The following is a 20,578-nucleotide window of genomic DNA, read 5'->3' as shown; positions in this document are numbered from 1 at the left end:
CCCCCTTTGTCAATTTTAGCAATCGTTGTCGTTCTTTTCGGTGGCATATCTCCCGTCACTGCGGAGGATTCGGCGGAGCCTTCCTCCAGCGATGACCTTCAACAGGAAGAGGCGCGCGAAGCCGTCAGGCAGAAGCTTGTGCGCCCGCTCGAGGAGATCCTGGTGGAGGTCCGCAAGACTTTCAAGGGTGACATTATCGAGGTCGAGTTTGAAAAGCACAACGGCCAATACGTCTACGAGATTGAACTCATCCGACCCGACGGGCATCTTGTCGAGGTGAAGATTGATGCCAGGACGCTGGCCGTGGTTGAAATAGAGGACGATTGATGCGGCTTTTGCTGGTGGAGGATGATCGCCGCATTGCCAGCGATATTGTCGCTGCATTGACCACTGCGGGCTACAACGTCGAAGCCGTTGCAAATGGAGAGGAGGCCTGGTTCCTCGGGGATACCGAGGATTACGATGCGATTATCCTCGATATCGGCCTGCCGGGGCTCGATGGACTGTCGATCCTCAAGCGCTGGCGCGCCAATGATCGTCATATGCCGATCATCATGCTGACGGCGCGGGGAAGCTGGGCCGAACGGGTTGAAGGCATCGATGCGGGTGCGGACGATTATCTGCCGAAGCCATTCCAGTTCGAGGAGCTTATTGCCCGCATAAGGGCGCTGATTCGCCGCTCGGTGGGCATGGGTGCGGCGATCATCAGCATCGGTGACATCAAGATCGACCCGCGTGCCATGCGGGTGAGCCTGAACGGGGTGCCGCAACCGTTGACCCCGCTCGAATATCGCCTGGTCAGTTACCTTGGTCACCACCATGGCCGCGTCGTCCCGGCGACGGAATTGCAAAGCCATCTCTATGGCGACGATTTTTCCAGGGACGCCAATACGCTTGAAGTCCTGATTACCCGTGTCAGGAAAAAACTTGGTCCGGATATCGTCGGCACCAAGCGTGGCTTTGGTTACTATATCGGCGCGGAGGCTCCCTAGTGGATAGTCCCGCTGGCGGGCAATCGATCCGGCTGCGATTGGCAGTCGCTGGCCTCGCCTTGCTCGTCGTTGCTCTGGTGGTCGCCTTTTTCGGGTTCTCATTGCTGTTTCAGCGCCACGTCGAAAGGCGTGTGGTCGCGGAGATGACCACGCATCTCGAGCAGATAGTGTCTGGTCTGCGACTCGGTCCCGATGGGCAGCTAAATCTCGAAAAACAGCCAGTCGATCCACGATTCACGCAGCCGCTTTCCGGTCTTTACTGGCAGGTGGAGAGCGGCGGTCATGCGCTACGGTCGCGCTCGCTGTGGGACGAAGATCTGGATCTGCCAGCGCTCGATCCCGGTGCGCCGGTCCGGTTGGATCTGGCTGGCCCGTCCGGCACATCGCTCGTGCTGGTGATGCGGGAGATCGCCGCCAACAAAAGGTTCGGCGGCAGGCCGGTCATCGCCGCCGTGGCGGTGGATCGAACGGAAATCGACGCCGCGACAGCGGCATTCCAGCGCGACATCGCGCCCTACCTGGGTTTACTGGCACTGCTCTTCATTGCCGGCAACTGGATCCAGATTCGTTTGGGGCTCAGCCCGCTCAAGGCCCTGCAATCACGGGTCGCTAGCGTGCGCCAAGGCGAAACGCAGCGTATAGGGGACGTCTTTCCCCGCGAAATTCTTCCGCTGACACGGGAAGTCGACGAGCTACTCGCCGACCGAGAAATGCAGATCAAGCGTGCTCGTGAACATGCCGCGGATTTCGCCCATGGGCTGAAGACACCGCTACAAGCACTTGCCGGGGATGTCGGGCGACTGAAGGAGCGAGGCGAAGTCGAGATCGCTGCTGAAATCCAGAGCCTGATCGGCGACATGCGACAGCATGTCGATCATCAGCTTGCGCGCGCGCGCATGGCTGGACGGGCGAATGCGACCGCGGCGCTGCGCCTGTCTGTCGAACATCTGGTTGCGGTCCTGCAGCGGACGCCACGCGGACAATTTCTTGAATGGACCGTGGATGTCCCGCCAGAGCTCAAGGCACGCATCGACAAGGACGATCTTACCGAGATGCTCGGCAATCTCCTCGACAATGCCGCGCGCTATGCGACGAGCGAGGTCACAATCTCGGCGCGTCGGGCCGGGGCGGATATCGTGATGGAAATCATCGATGACGGACCGGGGATACCAGAGGAAAAGATTCCGCAGGTTCTGCGACGCGGCGGCCAGCTTGATCGAACGAGCGGCGGCGCCGGTCTCGGCCTTGCCATATCGAACGATATTTCGAATGCGGTCGGCGGCTCGCTGCGGCTTGAAAATCTCGATCGGGGACTGAGGGTCACAATCCGCCTGCAGGCGGCAGGCAGTTGATCTGTCGCCAAGACCGGTCTTTATGCTCACGGCGTAACTCGCGCCGCTGCCGCGGGGGTTATGCTTTCTGGGTAAACCAGACAGTCGGTGTCCCGACAACGCCACCGGTTTGCATCGCCTTGGCCAGCGCATCAAGCTTGGCAAAGGCTTTGGCCGCTTCAAGTGTCGCGAATTCGTGCGTCACGGTCACGTCGTTCGGGTCGTCGGTGGATTGATACACTGCCTCTGCCGTGACCCCGTTTGCTTTCTGCATCTCTGAAAACGCATCGTAGGTCTTCCGCCAGGTCCTGTAGTCGGTGACCGAATGTCTCACGAACAACGTGGTCATGGCACGCTCCTTCTTTGGGTTGCAATCTCCGTTCTGGTGCCCCGTCGTTGCAGAAGCCTGGTCGATCGTGGAATGAGACGGCATTCGATGCCGGATGCGCACCGCGCTGCGTGTTGCATGAACACGCACGACGACGTTCGGTGGAATGATTTTCATCAGATGTGACCGCAGAACACTCTCCACGCGTCCGGGTCAACACGATACTATAGCACCAAATGCCATTGGTCGCAGCATGGCTTGGGCTTGCGGGCCGTAAGCCTGGTGACTGAAGAACAGCCACCAAGCTCGCAGACCGGACGGCTCCCGACTACAGCGCCCAGGCGGCCTTCAAGCCCTCGTAGACCGCCTCCTCAGCAGTCCGGGGGGCCATGCAATCGCCGATCCTGTGCATTTCGGGCACGCGGTCGCTGAGCAAGGCGCCGAGATCGTCGACCGGCTCATGCCCGAGACAGAGCACCAGCGTGTCGACATCCTCGAACATGATCGGCTGCTCGCTGACACTGTGCTGCATGTAGACCGTGCTGCCATCGCAACCATAGAGGCGGGCATAGGGTGTTACGCGAACTTCGTTGCGGTGCAGTTCTGCGGCGATATTGTCGCGGACATAAAGAGGCAGAAGCTCGCCGGGGTGGGTACCGTTGACGGCAAGCTCGACATTGCATCCGTCCTTGACGAGCAATTCTGCGATGCCAGGACCGATCCAGTCGCAGCGCCAGTCGGCGACGACCACGCGCCGGCCGACCTTGACCTCGTTGCGCAGCACTTGCCAGGCATCGACGACCTGGATCTGGCCGTCCTGCGGTATCTCAGGAATATAGGGGCGTGCACCGGTTGCAATGATGACCGCATCCGGCTTTTCGCTTTCGACCAGCGCCTGGTCTACCCGAACGCCCTTGACCACGCGGACCTGAGCAAGTTCCAGCTCGCGCAACAGATTGGTGACAATTCCGCCAAATTCGGCGCGGCGCGGCAATTGCTGGGCAAGCAATGCCTGCCCGCCAAGCTGGGTGGCGGCCTCGTAGAGCGTGACCTTGTGGCCGCGACTTGCCGCGATGACGGCCGCCTTCATGCCGCCCGGTCCACCGCCGATGACCATGACCGTTTTCGAGCGAGCCGCGGCTTGCATCGAGCCGTATTTCAGCTCGCGCCCGGTTTCGGGATGCTGGATGCAGGATATCGGAACGCCGCGATGGAAGTGTCCGATGCAGGCCTGATTGCAGGCAATGCAGGCGCGGATGTCGTCCGTACGCCCATCCTCGGCTTTCTCGGGCATATCGGGATCGCAGATCAGCGCGCGCGTCATGCCGCAGACATCGGCGGAGCCGCTGGCCAGAATGGTTTCGGCATCCTGCGGCTGATTGATCCGCCCTGCCACGAAGACAGGAATGCCAAGCGCCTTGCGGAATGCTGCGGCGTCATTGGCGAGATAGGCGCTCTGATAGGCCATAGGCGGGACGATATGTACCGCGCCACCGAGAGACGCGGAGGTTCCCGCCGTGATGTTTACATAGTCGAGCAGCGGTTCGAGCAGCCGACAGCAATCCATGACTTCATCAGGCACGAGTCCTGTTTCATCGCGTTCGCCGCTGCTGATGCGCATGCCGATGACGAAATCGTCGGATGTCGCCGCGCGCATGGCTGCTAGACACTCGATGGCAAAGCGAAGCCGGTTTTCCAGCGATCCACCATAGTCGTCCGTCCGGCGATTGACGCGCGGATTGAAGAACTGGGCGGGGAGGTAGCCGTGGCTTGCCACGAATTCGACGCCGTCAAGGCCAGCTTCGTGCATGCGGCGCGCCGCCTGACCATAGCCTTCGACAATCTGGGCAATCAGTTTCCTGTCGAGCTCTCTCGGCATGACACGGAAACGCTCATTGGGCGAAACCGACGGCGCATAGGCCACCGTCAGTAACCCATCGCCGCCTTCCATGATCTCCCGTCCCGGGTGGAAGAGCTGGGAAAAAATCATGCAGCCATGCGCATGACAGGTATCGGCGAGCCGGCGATAGCCGTTGATGCATTCGTCTTCGGTCGCCATCAGCATGTGGGACGTATAGCGGGCCGTCTCGTGTACGCCGGCCACCTGGCTGACGATCAGTCCGGCGCCGCCGCGGGCGCGTGCCTCGTGATAAGCAACCAGCGCGTCGTTGACCAGGCCGTCGGTCGGCAGGGTCGTGTCATGTCCGGTGGACATGATCCTGTTTTTCAGGCGTGCGCCGCGAATTTGCAGCGGTTCGAAGAGGTTTGGAAACGGATTGGTGGTCATCGCGAGTGCGGAGCTCCCAGTTGCATTGCGCCCGAACATAGCGGGTTGTCAGGCTTTGATCTGGCGTGACTTCCAGTCGACGGGATCGAGCGCATAAAATACGGTCGCGCCTTCGCCTTCGTAGGCGAGCGAGGTTCCCTTTGGCACCCACAGCACGTCGCCAGGCACGGTGTCGAACACCTGTTCGCCGACCCGCAGGCGAAACTTGCCCTCAAGTGTAACGATCAGCTCATCATAGAGAACCGTCCATTCGATGGAACAGTCATCGAAGCGCGCAATACCGGCGCCCATCGTCTTGCTCAGCTCCGGGCCGACAAGCCTGGAAATCGTCGCGCGGCGGGGATCGTCTCCATAGGCCTCGAAGGCCCGCTCGGACTTTTTGAAATGTACGACGTCGGTCATTTGGCTCCTCCCATCGACCTGAATTGAGGATTGAATATTTTATCTAAAGTAAAAAAGCGAGACAAAATTTTACTGTGGGAACAAATTGCGATCGATTTCGGATTTTCTCTGCGAATGTCTTGCGCCGGAATGCGCGATCGGTAACAAGTGCGGGCATCGCCTTGGCTCAAGTGGGTATGCGGTCGCAAGGCGGCGCCTTTATTCCAAACGAAACAGAAAGCGGACATGTCCCCTGTGGGCGATCTTGAACCCGAAATCGAAGAGGAATCTTCGGGCGAGGACCTCGTCCTCGGCGAGCGCATTCGCGGCCTGCGCAAACGGCGCAAGATGACGCTTGCGCAGTTGGCGGAGAGTTGCAACCTGTCCACCGGCTATATCAGCCAGATCGAGCGCAACCTTGCTTTCCCGTCCATTCCGGCTCTGGTGAACATCGCCAAAAGTCTTGGCGTGACGGTGCAGTGGTTTTTTGCCGGCGCATCTCCCGTTCCGCCCGATGAGCACGGATATGTCATACGTCGCGGCAACCGCCTGCGCATTCAATATGAGCACGGCATCATCGACGAACTGGTCACGCCGAAGATGAGCTTGCAGGTCGAGATGATCTATACGCGTCTACCGCCAGGGACCGAAAGCGCGCAAAGCTATACGCATGATGGTGACGGCGTCGGGTTTGTCATCTCGGGCGAACTTGAGATCTGGGTCGGAGAACGCCATTTCCACCTCCATGAGGGCGACAGCTGCTCCTATTCCTCTGGCGAGCCTCACCGGTATAGGAATCCGGGCCCGGGTGAAGCAATCGTCATGTGGGCTATCAGCCCGCCGAGCTTCTAGAAGTCCAGGATCTGAACGCAGGGATCGTACTGAGCGTAGCGGTAGGCTGCATCTCTGTGGTTGTGCCGGTGCGCTTGGATTGCACCGGCATGGTGCACGCTTCGCATGTGCCACCTACTATAAATTGGCGCAATTGTTGCGAATTGATAGTACGGATGTGACAATCGACCCTGATAACCATTGCAAAGCGTGCCAAATGCGCAGCGCTTCGCCAATCGGGCGCAACTTTGTGCCTAGCCAAGCGTTTCGCCGAATGGTAGTGTTTGCTAAATTACCAAGAGCTGCATGAGGTCTTTCGTCTTCGTGCGTCGATGCAGTTTGCGTACTATCAGTGTGACGTCTCCTTTCGACGTAGCCGGAAGGCCCTAGTAGCCAGACCTTTTTGAACTCGATTTCCCCATCGCTTTTCGCAACGGGCAAATGCGGAGGAAAACTCAATGGCAGGCAACCTCGTTTCCTACATCCTTCAATTTCTCACACCGGATATGATTGGCCGCGTCGCTGGTGCGCTCGGCCTCGATGCAAACAAGGTCCAGGGGGCGATTGCCGCAGCCGTGCCGACTTTGCTCGCTGGTCTTGGCGGTGTCGCGGCGCAGCCCGGGGGCGCCGAAAAAATCGCTGACGCGGTTGGCCAGCAAAGCGCGACTCTTAGCGACCTGACCAACATGCTCAGTGCAGGCAACCAGGCGCCGCTTATTCAAAACGGATCAAAGATACTCTCGTCGCTGTTCGGTACGGGAGACAGCGGAATGCTTGCAAATGCCATCAGCAACCATGCGGGGCTGGACAAGAACGCCGGCACCTCGTTGCTGGGGATGCTTGCGCCTCTTGTGCTGAACGGTCTGGCCGACAAGAGTGACGGCGATCTCAGCCCAGGCAACATTGCCGGCCTTTTGGCAAGCCAGAAGGACAATATCGCTGCGGCACTGCCGTCCGGCATAGGCGAAATGCTTGCCGGAACCGGCTTGCTGGGCGCGCTCGGTGGGACCGTACGCACCGCCAGCCAGACAGCCGCCCGCACGACCGCAGCAGCCTCTTCCGCTGCCAGCACTGCCCAGCAGTCCGTCGCGCAGGCTGCGCCTTCGTCGTCACGGTGGCTGCTATGGCTGATTGCCCTGTTGATCGTCGCTGCCGCGCTTTACTACTATCTCGGACGACCGAGACAGCAAGCCGCGACGCCACCGGCAACGACCACCACTCAGGAAGTGGCGCCAGCCGCAATGGATGTCGGCAAGCAGCTCGGCGATACATTGACCAGCCTGCAAACGGCAGTTGGCGGCATTACCGACGCCGCTTCTGCACAGGCTGCATTGCCGAAACTGCAAGCGGCCCAGGCCGATATCGACAAGATCGCCACGGGCTTCGGCCAGCTCTCGGCTGCGCAGAAAACCGCGCTCGCTGCCGTGGTCAAGCCGATGGTGCCGACGCTCAACGGATTGTTCGACAAGGTGCTGGCTATTCCGGGTGTCTCGGAAGTGCTGAAGCCGACGATCGATGCCATCAGGGCAAAGCTTGCAACATTGGCAGCTTGAGAGTTCGCACGGAACCTATGTGTCCGCTTTGACGACTTCGACCAGCCAGTCAACAAAGGCTGCAACCTCTACGCGAGAGGCTGCAGCCTTTGTCGTCATCACACGGTATACGAACCCGTTCTTGATGCTTTTTGAAAATGCATCTTTCAACAACCCCACCCTCATGGCGTCCCCGATCAAGGGCTTGCTCGCCAGTGCTATGCCGTGTCCGGCTATCGCTGATTGGAGCACCATGTTGTAGTCCGAGAACCGCAGTCCCTTCGAAGGCATATCGGACGAGATATTGCTGGCGGCAAGCCAGGTCCGCCAGTCCGGCTGCAGGCCAACACGACGCGGGCTTTCATAGTGGATCAGGCAGACATCGCTTGGCCAGTCGCACGTGCATGATCGCACGTCAGCTAATTTATCGGCCAGATTTGGCGCACAGACGGCAATTGTTTCGTCTTCGAAAAGTTGACTGGACGCATAATCGCCGGTCTCGGGTCGCGTATATCGAATTGCAACGTCGGCATCGCGCTCGATATCGACGAGACGCAATGATGCGTCGATAAACACATCGATGTCTGGATGGCGTTCCTGAAAATCTTGCAGGCGGTTCAACAGCCATGCTGCTGCGAAAGACGGTTCGACAGAAACAGTAATACCCTTCGGTCGTGCATAGGACCGCATCCCTGCCACTGCGGCGGCCAAGTTTTCAAAAGCCATGCTCAAGAATGGCATAGCTGAAGCCGCTGCCCCGCTCAAGCCAAGCTTACGGTTCTGCCGCGTGATCAGCGGCTGGCCGACTGCTTCTTCTAAAGAGCGCACGAGTTGCTGGATCGCAGGCGACGTGACGTTCAGTTCATCTGCAGCCTTTTGAAAGCTGCCGTGTCGCGCCACCGCATCAAATGCTCTGAGAGCATTCAACGACGGCATCCAAGCTGATTTTCCAGGCATGAAATCTAACCCAAGACATAAGATCATCTGGTTAGAGTATCAGCACGAGTGAGTTTATGAATAGAGCAACAGCGTGAATTTTATGAATTAGTGTTTATTCAGCTCCGTTGCGGAGATTAGATTGTCTTTCTTCATGGGTCATCAGTTCAATGAAATTTAGTGACTTCTTACTCGCATGCTTGATGGCCATAATATTCGGGCTAGGTTGGGTATTCACCAAGGGGGCTATGTCACACTTCCCGCCCGTCCTGCTCGCGGCGTTTCGTTTTGCCGTCACAGCCCTTGTGCTCGTCTGGTTCGTGAGGATGCCAACGGGAAAATGGCGCGACGTGGCATTCATCTCCATTTTCGCCTTTGGCATTCCCTACAGTCTGTCCTACACCGCGATGAAAGACCTAGACGTATCGACATCCGTACTTCTGGCGCAGATGGAAGCGCCAGCGTTGATCCTTGTTGCGGCAATCCTGTTGCGTGAAACGCCAACGACGCGGCAGGCTTTCGGCATCGGCCTGGCGCTGGTTGGAGTTGTTTTGCTCATCGGTGTTGTTTTCGGGCAGGGAAACGTCCTGGCGGTCGTTCTTTCGCTGGCGAGTACCGTGGTTTGGGCACTAGGACAAATCAAGGTTCGAACGTTAACGGGCATCGGAGGTTTCAGCACCCTCGCCTGGGCATCGCTGTTTGCCGTGCCGCAATTGCTGTTGATCTCGTTCGTGCTCGAGACGGGCCATGCGGCCGTAATCAGCACGGCGTCCACCGGAAGCTGGCTTGCCGTCATCTATCTGGGTGTCGTCATGACGGCTCTCGGCATTGGGATCTGGTATCAACTTCTCGGCCGTGTCCCGGTCATAAGACTTGCGCCGTTTCTGCTGCTCGTCCCGCTAATCTCCATCTTAGGGAGCGTTCTGCTGCTGGGCGAGCGACCAACGCTGCTGCAATTGCTTGGCGGGCTGATCATCCTCGCAGGAGTGGCAATCGTCCTGACGGAAAGAACGGCCAATGACATAGCCGAGGCGATCACGTAAGACGCGACCAGCGGTGCCGGTCGCGGCCTTGATCAAGGCTGAAATCCATGTGGCAAGCCGGGTCCCGACGTCAGACCCGGCCATATCGTTTCAGGATCGCCATCAGTCTTTCCTTGTCGATCGCCTCTACGGTGAAGCGGTCATAGGGTGTGCCGCCAGTGGTCTCTGCCGCAAACATCGCATTGATGACCGCTTCCTCGACGCTTTCGATCGCCGCCTGGTAGACCGGATCGAGGATATCGTCGTTGACCATGTCGATCGACAGCACCTGGGCTGCCTTGTGCCGCATCGGCAGCGCGTTGGCGGTCGAGAAGGCCAGGAAGATGTCGCCGGAATTGTTGCCGCCGACAGTCCCGTTGCGGCCGATGCCGATAGCGCCGCGACGGGCAAGCCGTGTCAGCTGATGCGGTGCCAAGGGCAGATCAGTGGCGATGACGACGATGATCGAGCCACGCTCCTGCATCTGGCTGGCTGGGCTCTTGTCCATCATCTCGGGCCCAACCGGGACGCCGCTGATGGTGAGCCATTCGCGCTGCCCGTGATTGGCCTGCACGAGCGCGCCGATCACATGGCGCTTCCCGTTGATCTCGACCACCCGTGATGCCGTGCCTGTGCCGCCCTTGAAGCCATAGGTTATCATGCCGGTGCCGCCGCCGACATTGCCTTCGGCCACGGGGCCTGACGCCGCCGAATTCAACGCCTCGTGCGCATGCTGCACGGTGACATGCTGGCCGTTGATGTCGTTGAGCACGCCGTCGTAGGTCTCGGCCACCACAGGCATGATCCAGAGGAAATCGTCGCTGTCATAGGTGCTGGCATAGCGCTGCAGCATCCACTCCACCGCACCGTGATGGGCCATGCCGACGCCATGGGTGTTGGTGATCAGAACCGGTCCGAGGAAATAGCCGCCGTCTTCGATCCAGTGCGATCCGGTCATCTCGCCATTGCCGTTGAACCGGTGGACACCGGCGAACACGGGAACCGGCACATCCGATTGCGCATGCGGCACGATGGCCGTCACGCCGGTGCGCACCGGCCTCTTGCGCCCCGGCCGCGGGGTCTCCTCGCGAATCGTCGAGAAACCGACATGGATGCCCTCGACATCGGTGATGGCATTCAGCGGGCCGGTGTTTCCGGAAAAGGGCACGTCATAGTCGCGGGCGCGCTTGGCGAGGGGTATTGAAACCTTGGTCATGTGTGGATCATCCGCAATTCAGAAAGCTAGAGACTGCGCCGCGAGCGGAGATATAGCCCGGTCGAGGCGAGTACGAAGGAGAAGGACAGCATCATCACCGCGATGGCGTTGACTTCCGGTTTCAGGCCGCGGCGCAGCATCGCGAAGATGTACATCGGCAGCGTTGTCACTTCGGCGCCGGCGACGAAGTAGGTGATCACCAGGTCGTCCATCGAGATGATGAAGGCCAGAAGCGCGCCGCCGATGATGCCGGGCATCAGTTGCGGCAGCAGGATCCGCCGAAAGGTCATCCATTCGCCCGCGCCGAGATCGGCGGACGCCTGTTCCAGCGTCCGGTCCATGCCGGCAAGCCGGGCCGAGACGACGATGAACACATAGGAGATCAGGAAGGTGCACTGGCCGATGATGATCGTCAGCAGCCCGGGATTCATGCCGAGACTGACGAAGAACAGCAGCAGCGCGATGCCGAGCACGATATCCGGCATCAGCATCGGCAAAAACAGCATGGTGCGATAGAAGCGCTGGCCGAAGAAAGAATACCGGTAGACGGCAATTGCGGCAGCCGAGCCGAGCACGGTGGCGACGGTCGTGGTGACCAGGGCGATAACCAGGCTATTGCGTACCGCCGCCAGCAACTGGTCGGTGGATTCGACGTAGAAGGCGTCGGTCGCCACTTTCGTCTTGAAGCCGAGCACCTGCGCATACCAGTCCGTGGTGAAGCCGGACCAGGTCATCATGTTGATCGGGTTGGAATTGAAGGAATAGACGACGATCAGCACCAGCGGCACGTAGACGAAGGCGAAGAAGGCGAAGAGATAGACCTTCAGGCCACCTCGGGCGATGGGAATGAACCAGTTCATGATGCGCTCCTCACCGTACGCCGCTCGCAGCCTGCTGGCGGCTGTCGAGTCTGACATAGAAGAACAGCACAACCAGCATCGTGCCCATGACCATCATCGCCAGCGCCGAGCCGAACGGCCAGTTGCGGGCAGACAGGAACTGCTGCTCGATAAGGTTACCCAGCATCTGCACCTTGGCCCCTCCCAGCAGGGTCGGCACGACGAAATTGCCGAGTGCCGGGATGAAGACGATGATCGAGCCGCCGATGATGCCGGGCATGGTCAGCGGCAGGATGATCCGGAAGAAGGTGCGGATCGGGCCGGCGCCGAGATCTTCCGAAGCCTGGATCAGCGTCCAGTCAAGCTTTTCGATGCTGGCATAAAGCGGCATGAACATGAAGGGAATGAAGACATAGACCATGCCAAGAATGATCGCACCATCTGTGTAGATCAGCTCCAGCGGCCGGTCGATGATGCCGATGCCGAGCAGGATCGCGTTGATGAAGCCAGTGGGTCTGAGGATCAGCACCCAGATGAAAAGCCGCACGATGACGCTGGCAAAGAAGGGCAGGGTGATCAGGAACAGGCAGAAATTCTTCCACTTTTCCGGCATCCGGGCGATCATGAAAGCGGCCGGATAGCAGACCACGAGCGACAGCACGACGGTGATGACGGCGATGCGGATCGAGCGGAGGAAGATCGCCAGATAGACCGGGTCGTATTCCTCGAACATCGGGTCGGCAAAGCCGAAGATGCGTCCGTAATTGTCGGGGTAATAGGAATATTCGACGCCGCCGTAGAGCCCGGGCGCCATGAAGCTGATCGCCACCATGATGATCAGCGGCACCAGGAAAAACACGGCCAGGAAGCCGGTGACCGGTCCGAGCAGCAGCGTCAGTTGCAGGCGGCGAAGCCAGGCGATGGTCATGCCCTGCCTCCCTGGGAGGCCGTATCGTAGATCAGGTGTACGGTCGCCGGGTCGTAATGGAGTGTGACCGCGCTGTTTTCCTCGATTGCCGGAATGCGGGCGCGTTCGCTGCCGGGAACCGTGGCGGTGACCTTGCGGCCCGATGGTGTTCGGCCAAGGATTTCGAAGCTGGAACCGGCAAACACCACCTGCTCGCGGATGATATCAAGTGCCCCCGAAAATCGTGACGAGCCGACGAGCGAAAAGTTCTCCGGCCGGATCAACGCGGTCGCGCGGCCGTTTTCTTGCGGAGAACAGGCGCCGTCGAATGCAACTGCCGAGCCGTCAGCTAGCTTGATAGCGGCGCCGTCGATGCTGCCCTCGAACAGATTGCTGGTGCCGATGAAGTTGGCAACGAAGATCGTGTCGGGCCGGTCGTAGATCGCCCGCGGTGCGTCGAGCTGCTGGATGATGCCGCCCTGCAGCACCGCGATGCGGTCCGACATCGTCAGCGCTTCCTGCTGGTCGTGGGTGACGAAGATGAAGGAGATGCCGAGCTCGCTCTGCAGCGTCTTCAGCTCGATCTGCATGGAATGGCGCAGGTTCTTGTCGAGTGCGGACAGCGGCTCGTCGAGCAGCAGCAGTTTTGGCCGGGCAATGATGGCGCGCGCCAAAGCGACGCGCTGCTGCTGGCCGCCGGAAATCTGTCGTGGCCCGCGGTCTTCGAGCCCGGAGAGGCCGACAAGAGCGAGCACATCGGCGATACGCTTGAGCCGCTGGCTCTTGCCGACCCCCTCGACTTCCAGCGCGTAGCCGACGTTCTGGCCGATCGTCATATGCGGAAAGAGCGCGTAGTTCTGGAAGACGGTGTTGACCTTGCGGCGATAGGGCGGAACCTTGGTCACGTCCTCCCCGTCGATATGGACCGCGCCGCCATCGAGTTCGGCAAATCCGTTGATCGACTGCAGAAGCGTGGTCTTGCCACAGCCCGATGGCCCGAGCAGCGTCAGGAATTCGTTGCGCCTGACCTCGAGATTGACGCTGCGGAGGGCGTGGACCTTTCCGCCTTCCGGGGAATCGAAGGCCTTGCTGGCCTGCTCCATCCTGACGATGGCATTGTTCATCTGTTCGCCTCTTTTTGTTACGCAAATAACCATTGCGCGTTTTTGGTATTTGAATATCATAACTTTGCTGCTGTCAACACGGGCCAATCAAAACCAAAAGGGCGCCAAGCCTGCAACGGATCACCGACAAGAATGATCGAAACAATGAGGAGTGAACGACATGAATGACTGCAAGAACGGGGATAGAGCGCGCGCCAGGACATCCTTGCCCAGGCTGCTCGCCGCAGGGCTTCTGGCCGGGATGTCTATGACGCTGATGGCTCAGACACCGGCCGTAGCCGGCGGCGGCGAGCTCAATGTCTACAACTGGGGTGAGTACATCAATCCGGATGTGCTGAAGAAATTCGAGAAGGATACCGGCATCAAGGTCAACCTGTCGACCTATGCATCCAACGAGGAAATGCTGGCCAAGATCCAGAGCGGCGCCACCGGCTATGACGTGGTGTTTCCGTCCGTGCATATGCAGGACATCATGGCCAAGCTTGATCTCCTGGAAAAGACCGACATCAACCAGTACGAAGGCTTCAAGAATATCGATCCTTCGTTCCTGCGCGCCAAGAGCGACCCGAATGGCGAATACTGCCTGCCCTATGCCTGGGGAACGGTCGGCATTTTCTACAACAGGAAGGTTCTCGGCAAGGACGTGACCGGCTGGAAGGACCTCCTCGCCACAGTCAAGGAAAAGAACCTCAAGATCACCTTGCTTGACGACATGCGCGAAGTGCTCGCCGTCGGCCTGATCCTCAACGGCTACAAGGTCAACTCGACTGATCCCGAGGAGCTACAGAAAGCCGCCGCGACGGTGACCGAGATGAAGCCCTATGTGGCCTCCTTCACCTACAATTCGCGCCCGATGGTGCAGGCCGGCGATGTCGCGGCTGCGCATTTCTTCGTCGGCGCCATGGTCGACGTGTTCGGCAATGAGGCCGATCTCGGCTATGTCATTCCCGAGGAAGGCGCGACGATGTATCAGGAAGACGTCTGCGTGCTGAAATCGGCACCGAACAAGGAAAATGCCAAGAAATTCCTCGAGTTCTATACCCAGCCCGAGGTTGTGGCGCTCAATGTGTCGCAGCAGACCAATGGCACGGCCAACGTTCCGGCACGGACGATGACGCCCGAGAAGATCAGGGACAGCAAGGAAATCAATCCGCCTGCGGAAACGATGACCCGCCTGCAGATCTTCGAAGACCTCGGTGCCAAGATCCGTGTCGTTGACAGGGTCTGGACAAAGGTCAAGACGGCGGAATAAGCATACCCGCCCCGGTTCAGCTTTTGTACCGGGGCGCAACTGCCGGGAGGGCGGACCATGTCGAGGCACATCATCGCGCGTCTGAAAAGTGACGAGATGCGGCGTTCCGCATCCGACAAGATGATCGCCAATTATCTCGAGCGCAATCTGGCCGACACGCCGTTCGAGACCGCCCGCTCGATTGCCCAACGCGTCGGCGTCAGCCCAATGACCATCAGCCGCTATCTCAGGCGCCTCGGCTTCGAGGGGCTCGAAGAGCTCAAGGCGGAGTTGCGCAACAGCCGGTCCAATCCGGCCTGGCAGGTCAAGGGGCAGATGGACCGGTTTCAGGCCGACATTCGTGACGGAAAGCTGCTGGCCAACCTGCTGCATCAGCATATCGACAGCCTGAGTCATATCTATGAGTTGACTGCCTCCAGGCAGTGGCAGGAAACCATCGATGCCTTGATCGCGGCGAGCGAGATCTACGTCGTCGCCTTTCAGAATGTTCGTGGCATCGCCCAGTATTTCGCCGCCCAGCTTTCCTATGCCCGCCCGCGCGTGCAGTTCGTCGATGGTCTGAACGGCACGTTTGCCGAATTGCTGGATGGATCGGTGGAAGGGCGTTGTCTGTTCTTGCTCGATGTGCGCCGGTTTGCCTCGAAAGCACGCCCGCTGGCGGCAGAGGCGCAACGCGCCGGCGTCCGGGTCGTGCTGCTCACCAACGATTCCTGCACCTGGGCGCATGAAGTCTCTGATATCACGTTGATGGAGCCGTCGACGCAGGGGCCGCTCTGGGATGGAGCTGCGGTTTCGACCATCGTGATCGACCTGTTGATCAGCAACATCATCGTGCTGCTGGGCAGCCAGGTCGATGAACGTGTCCAGCAGCTGACGCGACTTCAGGATATGTTCGGGGATTTCGAGCCGTAAGCGCTTGCCAGTCCCGCGATGGCGGACTGGAGAGAATATCCTACACGCTGCTCAGCAGGATGCTCGTCTCGCTGTTGAGTACGCCCTCGACCGTTCTGACCTCTCGGAGCACACGGTCGAATTCGTGCAGGTTCGCGGCGCGAATTTCCGCCACCAGATCCCACGAGCCATTGGTGGTGTGCAGCGTATAAAGCTCGGGCAAGCCACGGAGAAACTTGATGACTTTCGTTGTCGAACGTCCCTGCACCTCGATCATCATGATCGCGCGGATGGCCCCCTCGTCATAATCCTGGCGCACCCGAATCGTAAATCCGAGAGCCGCGCCGGATTGCAGCAGGCGATCCAGCCGCGACTGAACGGTACCTCTGGACACGCCCAATATCTCCGCCAGTTTTGACAGCGGCGCGCGACCATCCTCGCGCAGGATGGAGATAAGCTTGTGGTCCAACTCGTCAAAAATGTGCATGGCAAATTGTACAGTTCCGCCTAGCAATTTGCCAGAAGTATTGCAGTGCTTCGAACATTTTTCAGATTTCAAGTGGCGTTACGCCTGCCTAGGCTGATCTCAACGAATTTCCGGATGGAGCTGCAGACGTGGTACAGTATGTGGGTGTGGGCAATGTTATCGAGCTGGTGAGATCAACCGGCATCGAGACATTCCTGCTTGGTCTCGTGGATTATATTGAAGAGGATTTCCGCCGCTGGGAGCAGTTCGAGAAGGCGCCGCGCGTTGCCAGCCACTCGACGTCAGGCGTTATCGAGCTGATGCCGACCTCCGACGGCGAGCTCTACGGTTTCAAATACGTCAACGGCCATCCCAAGAACCCCAATGACGGTCTGCAGACGGTCACGGCCTTCGGCGTGCTTTCCGACGTCAGCACGGGCTATCCCTGCCTGGTGTCCGAGATGACCCTGATGACGGGACTTCGCACGGCGGCAACCTCGGCGCTCGCGGCAAAATACCTGGCCCGCAAGGATGCTCGCACCATGGCGATCATCGGGCTCGGGGCGCAATCTGAGTTTCAGGCGCTGGCTTTTCATGCACTGCTCGGCATCAAGAAGCTGCGCGTCTACGACATCGATCCGGCGGCAACCGCCAAGTTCCGCGACAACCTTGCCGATACGGATATCGAGATCGTTGTCGGCGAGACCGCCGAGGACGCCGTCTCCGGCGCCGATATCATCACCACCGTCACCGCTGACAAGCGCAATGCCACGATCCTTTCCGACAACATGGTCGGCGCCGGCGTGCACATCAACGCCGTTGGTGGCGATTGCCCCGGCAAGACCGAATTGCAGGGCGAGATCCTGCGCCGGGCCGACGTGTTCGTTGAGTTTCCCGAGCAGACCCGCATCGAAGGCGAGATCCAGCAGATGGAAGCGGATTTCCCGGTCACCGAACTCTGGCAGGTGATGACGGGCGGGGCTGCCGGCCGTCGCTCCGACGCCCAGATCACCATTTTCGATTCCGTTGGATTTGCAACGGAGGATTTCTCCGCGCTGCGTTACCTCCGCGATGCCGTTCAGGGCACCAGCTTCTTCACCGAGCTCGACCTGACAACCCAGCCGAAGGATCCCCGCAATCTCTACGGGCTGTTCCGGCAGCCGGCGCCGGTCGCCCCGCTTGCCGTTCTCGAAGGGAGCTTTGCCTGAGCCATGACCAGACTTTCCGTACAGGCGCCGAAGTCGGTGGTGATGATCCGTCCGCATCATTTCACCCCCAATCCGATGACCGCCAAGGACAATTCGTTCCAGTCCAATGACGAAAAGCGCGCCGCAGAAGCCATTTCCCGCGCCGCCTTCGATGAGGTGACTGAGATGGCCGAGGGGCTGGCCGCAGCCGGCGTCACCGTGCATGTCTTCGAGGACGAGACGGCCACCCGCCCGGATTCGGTGTTTCCCAACAACTGGTTCTCCACCCATTCCGGCGGCCACGTGGCGATTTATCCGATGTTTTCGGCAAGCCGCCAGAGCGAGCGCCGCCCCGATATCATCGAGATGCTCAAGAACGATTATCGGGTTCAGGACGTGATCGACTATTCCGGCCTGGAGAAGGACGGTTTCTATCTCGAGGGCACGGGCGCGATGGTGCTCGATCATATCGGTCGCGTTGCCTATGCGGTGCGCTCGAACCGCACCAACGAAGTGGCCCTGGAGCGGTTCTGCACGCACTTCAACTTCGAACCGATGGTGTTTGACGCCGTCGATCGTCACGGCAAGTCGATCTACCACACCAATGTGTTGATGTGCATAGGCACCGAGTTTGCGCTATTGGGTATGCAGATGATCCCGGACGAAAAGCGTCGCCGGGAGATCGTCGCCCGCCTTGAAGAGACCGGGCGCAAGGTGATCGATCTTTCTATCGAGCAGATCGAGAACTTCGCCGGCAATGCCATTGAGCTCGACGGCAAGGACGGCCGGGTGGTCGTCCTCTCCGCCAGGGCACATGCCGCACTCGACCGGCAGCAGATCGAAGCGATTGAACAAAGCGCGACGCTGCTACCTTTCGATGTCTCGACCATCGAGCTCGCCGGTGGGTCGGTGCGCTGCATGCTCGCAGGCATTCATCTGTCGCGCCGCGAGATTCCTGCCACACAATTGCTTTACGCGGCCGAGCGAGCCGTTTAGAGAAGCCCCAGCAAATATAAAGGTATCCTGAAATGTCGCAAACGAGAGCAGTTTACAATTTCAATTCCGTCATCGTGCGTACGCCGTCGCGCTCGGTCGTCAACGGACTTCGCGCCGACGATCGCGGCAACCCGACCTATGAAGGCGTCAAGGCCGAACACGACGCCTACATCGACGCCATGCGCGCTGCCGGTGTCGAAGTGACGGTGCTGCCGGCATTGGAAGAGTTTCCGGACTCGATCTTCGTGGAAGATCCGGCGCTCGTCTTCACATCGGGCGCGATCCTGCTGCGTCCGGGCGCCGAAACCCGCGTCAAGGAAACTGCCGAAATCACGCCGACGCTGCGCGAGATGTTCGACACTGTGCTCGACCTGCCGAGCCCCGGTTTTGCTGATGGTGGCGACGTGCTGACTACGCCGAAGAGCGTGATGATCGGTCTGTCGGCTCGCACCGACAAGGCCGGCGCCGAAGCACTCATCGGCTGCCTTGACAAGCTTGGCCTGAAGGGCGAAGTGGTTGCCACGCCAAAGGGCGTCCTGCACTTCAAGACCGATTGCTCGCTGCTCGACGACGAAAACGTTCTGTCGACCGCGCGTCTGGCCCAGTCCGGCGTTTTCAAGAACTTCAAGCAGATCATCATCCCGGAAGGCGAAGAGCCGGCTGCGAATGCCCTGCGCGTAAACGACGTCGTCATGGTCGGCTCGGATTTCCCGCGCACCATCGAGATGCTCGACAAGCTTGGCTACAAGGTCGTCCCGATGAAGACCACCGAAATCGGCAAGATCGACGCGGGTCTGTCCTGCATGTCGCTGCGTTGGTTCCGCGACGCTCGCTAATCCGCAATTGCATAAAAGGAGTATGGGAACGTGAACACTTTGAAATCCAGGATCGTCGCCGGCGTCATGCTGTGCCTTTCGGCCAGCGTCGCGCACGCTGAAGACACCATCCGTCTCGGCATGACACCAGAGCCCTACATGCCGTTTACGCAGATCAACACTGCCGGTGAATGGGAAGGCCTCGAAGCTGATCTTTCGCGCGCCGTCTGCACCAAAATGCAGATCAAGTGCGAGATCAAGCAGATGGCCTGGGACGGTCTCATCCCGTCGCTGAAGGAGAACAAGGTCGATTTCATCATCGGTGCGTTCTCGATCACCGACGATCGCCGCAAGGTGGTGGATTTCTCCATCCCATACTACACCGAAGGCACGTCCTTCGTCGGCGCAAAGGCCGACGAGACCAAGATCGATGTCGTCGATGCGCCCGATGGCTCGGGCAAGATCATCAACCCGGAAACTGTTGCCGGCAAGATCATCGGCGTCCAGACATCGTCCGTGCAGTCGGCTTATGTTGCCAAGTACCTTTCGGGTGCCGAAGCAAAGAGCTATGACACTGCCGATAACTCGGTTGCCGATCTGGTCGCCGGTCGCGTCGATTATGTGCTGATCCCTGACATCTACATCAAGGCCTTCCTCAAGACGCCGGAGGGCGCCGACTTCGAAGTCAAGCTCGAAGCGCCGAAGAGTGCAGTGCTCGGCGAAGGTGTGGCCTACGCAGTGCGCAAGGGCGATGCGGAAACGCTTGGCAAGCTTAACACGGCGCTTGCCGAACTCGACAAGGACGGCACGCTGAAGAAGCTTGTCGACCAGTGGATCTTCGCCAAGAAGTAATCGACTCATCGTTAGGCGGGCGCCGTATATTGCGATGCCCGCCGAAACCCGGCCGATGGAAATGTTCGTGCGCTGTCCGGGAGGGGGCTGCACAAGTGCATGCCGACGGCACGAATGACATGGATTATCGGGACATCGGCGGCGCGTGCGCCACCTTGGCGATTGCAGTGAGCAACGCCGTATCAATCAGGTAACAACGCATGGACGCATACTGGCACTTGCTTGCCTGGGGAGGAGAGGGCTGGGGCGATGAATTCGCCTGGGGTCTGCTGATGACCCTGCAGGTCTCGTTGGTTTCCTACGCCGTATCGGTGGTCTTCGGATTTCTCGGTGCTGCCGGCAAACTGTCGAACAACCGATATCTCCGTATCCTTGCGGATCTCTATACCACCG

Annotated in this window: 21 protein-coding genes and 1 pseudogene; 13 read left to right on the top strand and 9 right to left on the bottom strand. The window is 59.5% G+C overall.

Translation table 11 applies throughout. The annotated features are described in order from the left end of the window. Positions 1 to 6 precede the first annotated feature (6 nt). Genes JJB09_RS05350 through JJB09_RS05340 form a run of 3 tightly spaced genes read left to right on the top strand, consistent with a single transcriptional unit; the run spans position 7 to position 2,344 of the window. Positions 7 to 327 (top strand): PepSY domain-containing protein, encoded by a 321-nt coding sequence (locus tag JJB09_RS05350; protein ID WP_201654290.1) that lies wholly within the window; start codon positions 7 to 9, stop codon positions 325 to 327. Continuing rightward, positions 327 to 992: a response regulator transcription factor gene (locus tag JJB09_RS05345; protein ID WP_201654288.1), complete on the top strand. Its 666-nt coding sequence runs from the start codon at positions 327 to 329 to the stop codon at positions 990 to 992. Before JJB09_RS05350 ends, JJB09_RS05345 begins: the two co-directional genes overlap by 1 nt. Beyond that, positions 992 to 2,344, top strand: a complete 1,353-nt coding sequence (locus JJB09_RS05340; protein WP_201654285.1) for an ATP-binding protein — start codon at positions 992 to 994, stop codon at positions 2,342 to 2,344. Before JJB09_RS05345 ends, JJB09_RS05340 begins: the two co-directional genes overlap by 1 nt. Before the next feature lie 58 nt (positions 2,345 to 2,402). On the opposite strand, the gene JJB09_RS05335 is transcribed toward JJB09_RS05340, so the two are convergent. The 3 genes from JJB09_RS05335 to JJB09_RS05325 form a co-directional block, all read right to left on the bottom strand. After that, positions 2,403 to 2,672, bottom strand: coding sequence for a cyclase (locus JJB09_RS05335; RefSeq protein ID WP_201654282.1), 270 nt, complete (start codon positions 2,670 to 2,672; stop codon positions 2,403 to 2,405). A gap of 307 nt (positions 2,673 to 2,979) precedes the next feature. Further along, positions 2,980 to 4,938, bottom strand: coding sequence for an oxidoreductase (locus JJB09_RS05330; RefSeq protein ID WP_201654279.1), 1,959 nt, complete (start codon positions 4,936 to 4,938; stop codon positions 2,980 to 2,982). Positions 4,939 to 4,986: 48 nt separating this feature from the next. After that, positions 4,987 to 5,340, bottom strand: a complete 354-nt coding sequence (locus tag JJB09_RS05325; protein WP_201654277.1) for a cupin domain-containing protein — start codon at positions 5,338 to 5,340, stop codon at positions 4,987 to 4,989. Positions 5,341 to 5,565: 225 nt separating this feature from the next. On the opposite strand from JJB09_RS05325, the gene JJB09_RS05320 reads away from it, so the two are divergent. Together JJB09_RS05320 and JJB09_RS05315 are read left to right on the top strand one after the other, a co-directional pair. After that, positions 5,566 to 6,171, top strand: a complete 606-nt coding sequence (locus tag JJB09_RS05320; protein WP_201654274.1) for a helix-turn-helix domain-containing protein — start codon at positions 5,566 to 5,568, stop codon at positions 6,169 to 6,171. 437 nt (positions 6,172 to 6,608) lie between these two features. Then, complete coding sequence (locus JJB09_RS05315) at positions 6,609 to 7,703, top strand: DUF937 domain-containing protein (RefSeq protein ID WP_201654271.1); 1,095 nt, start codon at positions 6,609 to 6,611, stop codon at positions 7,701 to 7,703. A gap of 15 nt (positions 7,704 to 7,718) precedes the next feature. Here the strand turns inward: JJB09_RS05315 and JJB09_RS05310 are convergent, their stop codons facing one another. Continuing rightward, positions 7,719 to 8,609 (bottom strand): LysR substrate-binding domain-containing protein, encoded by an 891-nt coding sequence (locus tag JJB09_RS05310; protein WP_201654268.1) that lies wholly within the window; start codon positions 8,607 to 8,609, stop codon positions 7,719 to 7,721. 179 nt (positions 8,610 to 8,788) lie between these two features. Between JJB09_RS05310 and JJB09_RS05305 the strand changes: the two genes are divergently transcribed. After that, positions 8,789 to 9,661, top strand: coding sequence for a DMT family transporter (locus JJB09_RS05305; protein ID WP_281431818.1), 873 nt, complete (start codon positions 8,789 to 8,791; stop codon positions 9,659 to 9,661). 70 nt (positions 9,662 to 9,731) lie between these two features. On the opposite strand, the gene JJB09_RS05300 is transcribed toward JJB09_RS05305, so the two are convergent. From JJB09_RS05300 to JJB09_RS05285, 4 genes are read right to left on the bottom strand one after another with little or no spacing between them, the layout of a single operon-like run. After that, positions 9,732 to 10,856: a DmpA family aminopeptidase gene (locus JJB09_RS05300; RefSeq protein ID WP_201654262.1), complete on the bottom strand. Its 1,125-nt coding sequence runs from the start codon at positions 10,854 to 10,856 to the stop codon at positions 9,732 to 9,734. Positions 10,857 to 10,882: 26 nt separating this feature from the next. Further along, positions 10,883 to 11,716: an ABC transporter permease gene (locus JJB09_RS05295; RefSeq protein WP_201654259.1), complete on the bottom strand. Its 834-nt coding sequence runs from the start codon at positions 11,714 to 11,716 to the stop codon at positions 10,883 to 10,885. A 10-nt stretch (positions 11,717 to 11,726) separates the two neighbouring features. Next, positions 11,727 to 12,623, bottom strand: a complete 897-nt coding sequence (locus JJB09_RS05290; protein WP_201654256.1) for an ABC transporter permease — start codon at positions 12,621 to 12,623, stop codon at positions 11,727 to 11,729. Continuing rightward, positions 12,620 to 13,726: an ABC transporter ATP-binding protein gene (locus tag JJB09_RS05285; RefSeq protein WP_201654253.1), complete on the bottom strand. Its 1,107-nt coding sequence runs from the start codon at positions 13,724 to 13,726 to the stop codon at positions 12,620 to 12,622. The genes JJB09_RS05290 and JJB09_RS05285 overlap by 4 nt, the downstream gene beginning before the upstream one ends. A 160-nt stretch (positions 13,727 to 13,886) precedes the next feature. Here JJB09_RS05285 and JJB09_RS05280 point away from each other — a divergent pair, with 160 nt between their 5' ends. Continuing rightward, complete coding sequence (locus tag JJB09_RS05280; protein ID WP_246748593.1) at positions 13,887 to 14,978, top strand: polyamine ABC transporter substrate-binding protein; 1,092 nt, start codon at positions 13,887 to 13,889, stop codon at positions 14,976 to 14,978. Between the two features lie 57 nt (positions 14,979 to 15,035). Then, positions 15,036 to 15,890 (top strand): MurR/RpiR family transcriptional regulator, encoded by an 855-nt coding sequence (locus tag JJB09_RS05275; protein ID WP_201654250.1) that lies wholly within the window; start codon positions 15,036 to 15,038, stop codon positions 15,888 to 15,890. A 40-nt stretch (positions 15,891 to 15,930) separates the two neighbouring features. On the opposite strand, the gene JJB09_RS05270 is transcribed toward JJB09_RS05275, so the two are convergent. Next, positions 15,931 to 16,356 (bottom strand): Lrp/AsnC family transcriptional regulator, encoded by a 426-nt coding sequence (locus tag JJB09_RS05270; protein WP_201654247.1) that lies wholly within the window; start codon positions 16,354 to 16,356, stop codon positions 15,931 to 15,933. Positions 16,357 to 16,484: 128 nt separating this feature from the next. Between JJB09_RS05270 and JJB09_RS05265 the strand changes: the two genes are divergently transcribed. From JJB09_RS05265 to JJB09_RS05245, 5 genes and pseudogenes are all read left to right on the top strand, one after another. Continuing rightward, on the top strand, positions 16,485 to 17,543 hold the full coding sequence (locus tag JJB09_RS05265; protein ID WP_201654244.1) for an ornithine cyclodeaminase: 1,059 nt from the start codon (positions 16,485 to 16,487) through the stop codon (positions 17,541 to 17,543). A 3-nt stretch (positions 17,544 to 17,546) separates the two neighbouring features. Further along, a complete protein-coding gene (gene ctlX / locus JJB09_RS05260; RefSeq protein ID WP_201654241.1) occupies positions 17,547 to 18,518 on the top strand; it encodes a citrulline utilization hydrolase CtlX in 972 nt (323 codons plus the stop codon). 32 nt (positions 18,519 to 18,550) lie between these two features. Next, positions 18,551 to 19,354 carry a dimethylarginine dimethylaminohydrolase family protein gene (locus JJB09_RS05255; protein ID WP_201654238.1) on the top strand — a complete coding sequence of 268 codons (804 nt, stop codon included), beginning with the start codon at positions 18,551 to 18,553 and terminating at the stop codon, positions 19,352 to 19,354. Positions 19,355 to 19,384: 30 nt separating this feature from the next. After that, complete coding sequence (locus tag JJB09_RS05250; protein ID WP_201654235.1) at positions 19,385 to 20,185, top strand: transporter substrate-binding domain-containing protein; 801 nt, start codon at positions 19,385 to 19,387, stop codon at positions 20,183 to 20,185. Positions 20,186 to 20,385: 200 nt separating this feature from the next. Continuing rightward, positions 20,386 to 20,578, top strand: a pseudogene (locus JJB09_RS05245) (ABC transporter permease); the annotation flags it as partial.

The sequence above is a fragment of the Phytoamicus setariae genome, assembly GCF_016722925.1.
Classification (GTDB): Bacteria; Pseudomonadota; Alphaproteobacteria; order Rhizobiales; family Rhizobiaceae; genus Rhizobium_E; species Rhizobium_E setariae.
Note: the sequence above shows the minus strand (reverse complement) of the source record. Positions and strands in the feature narration are given on the sequence as shown.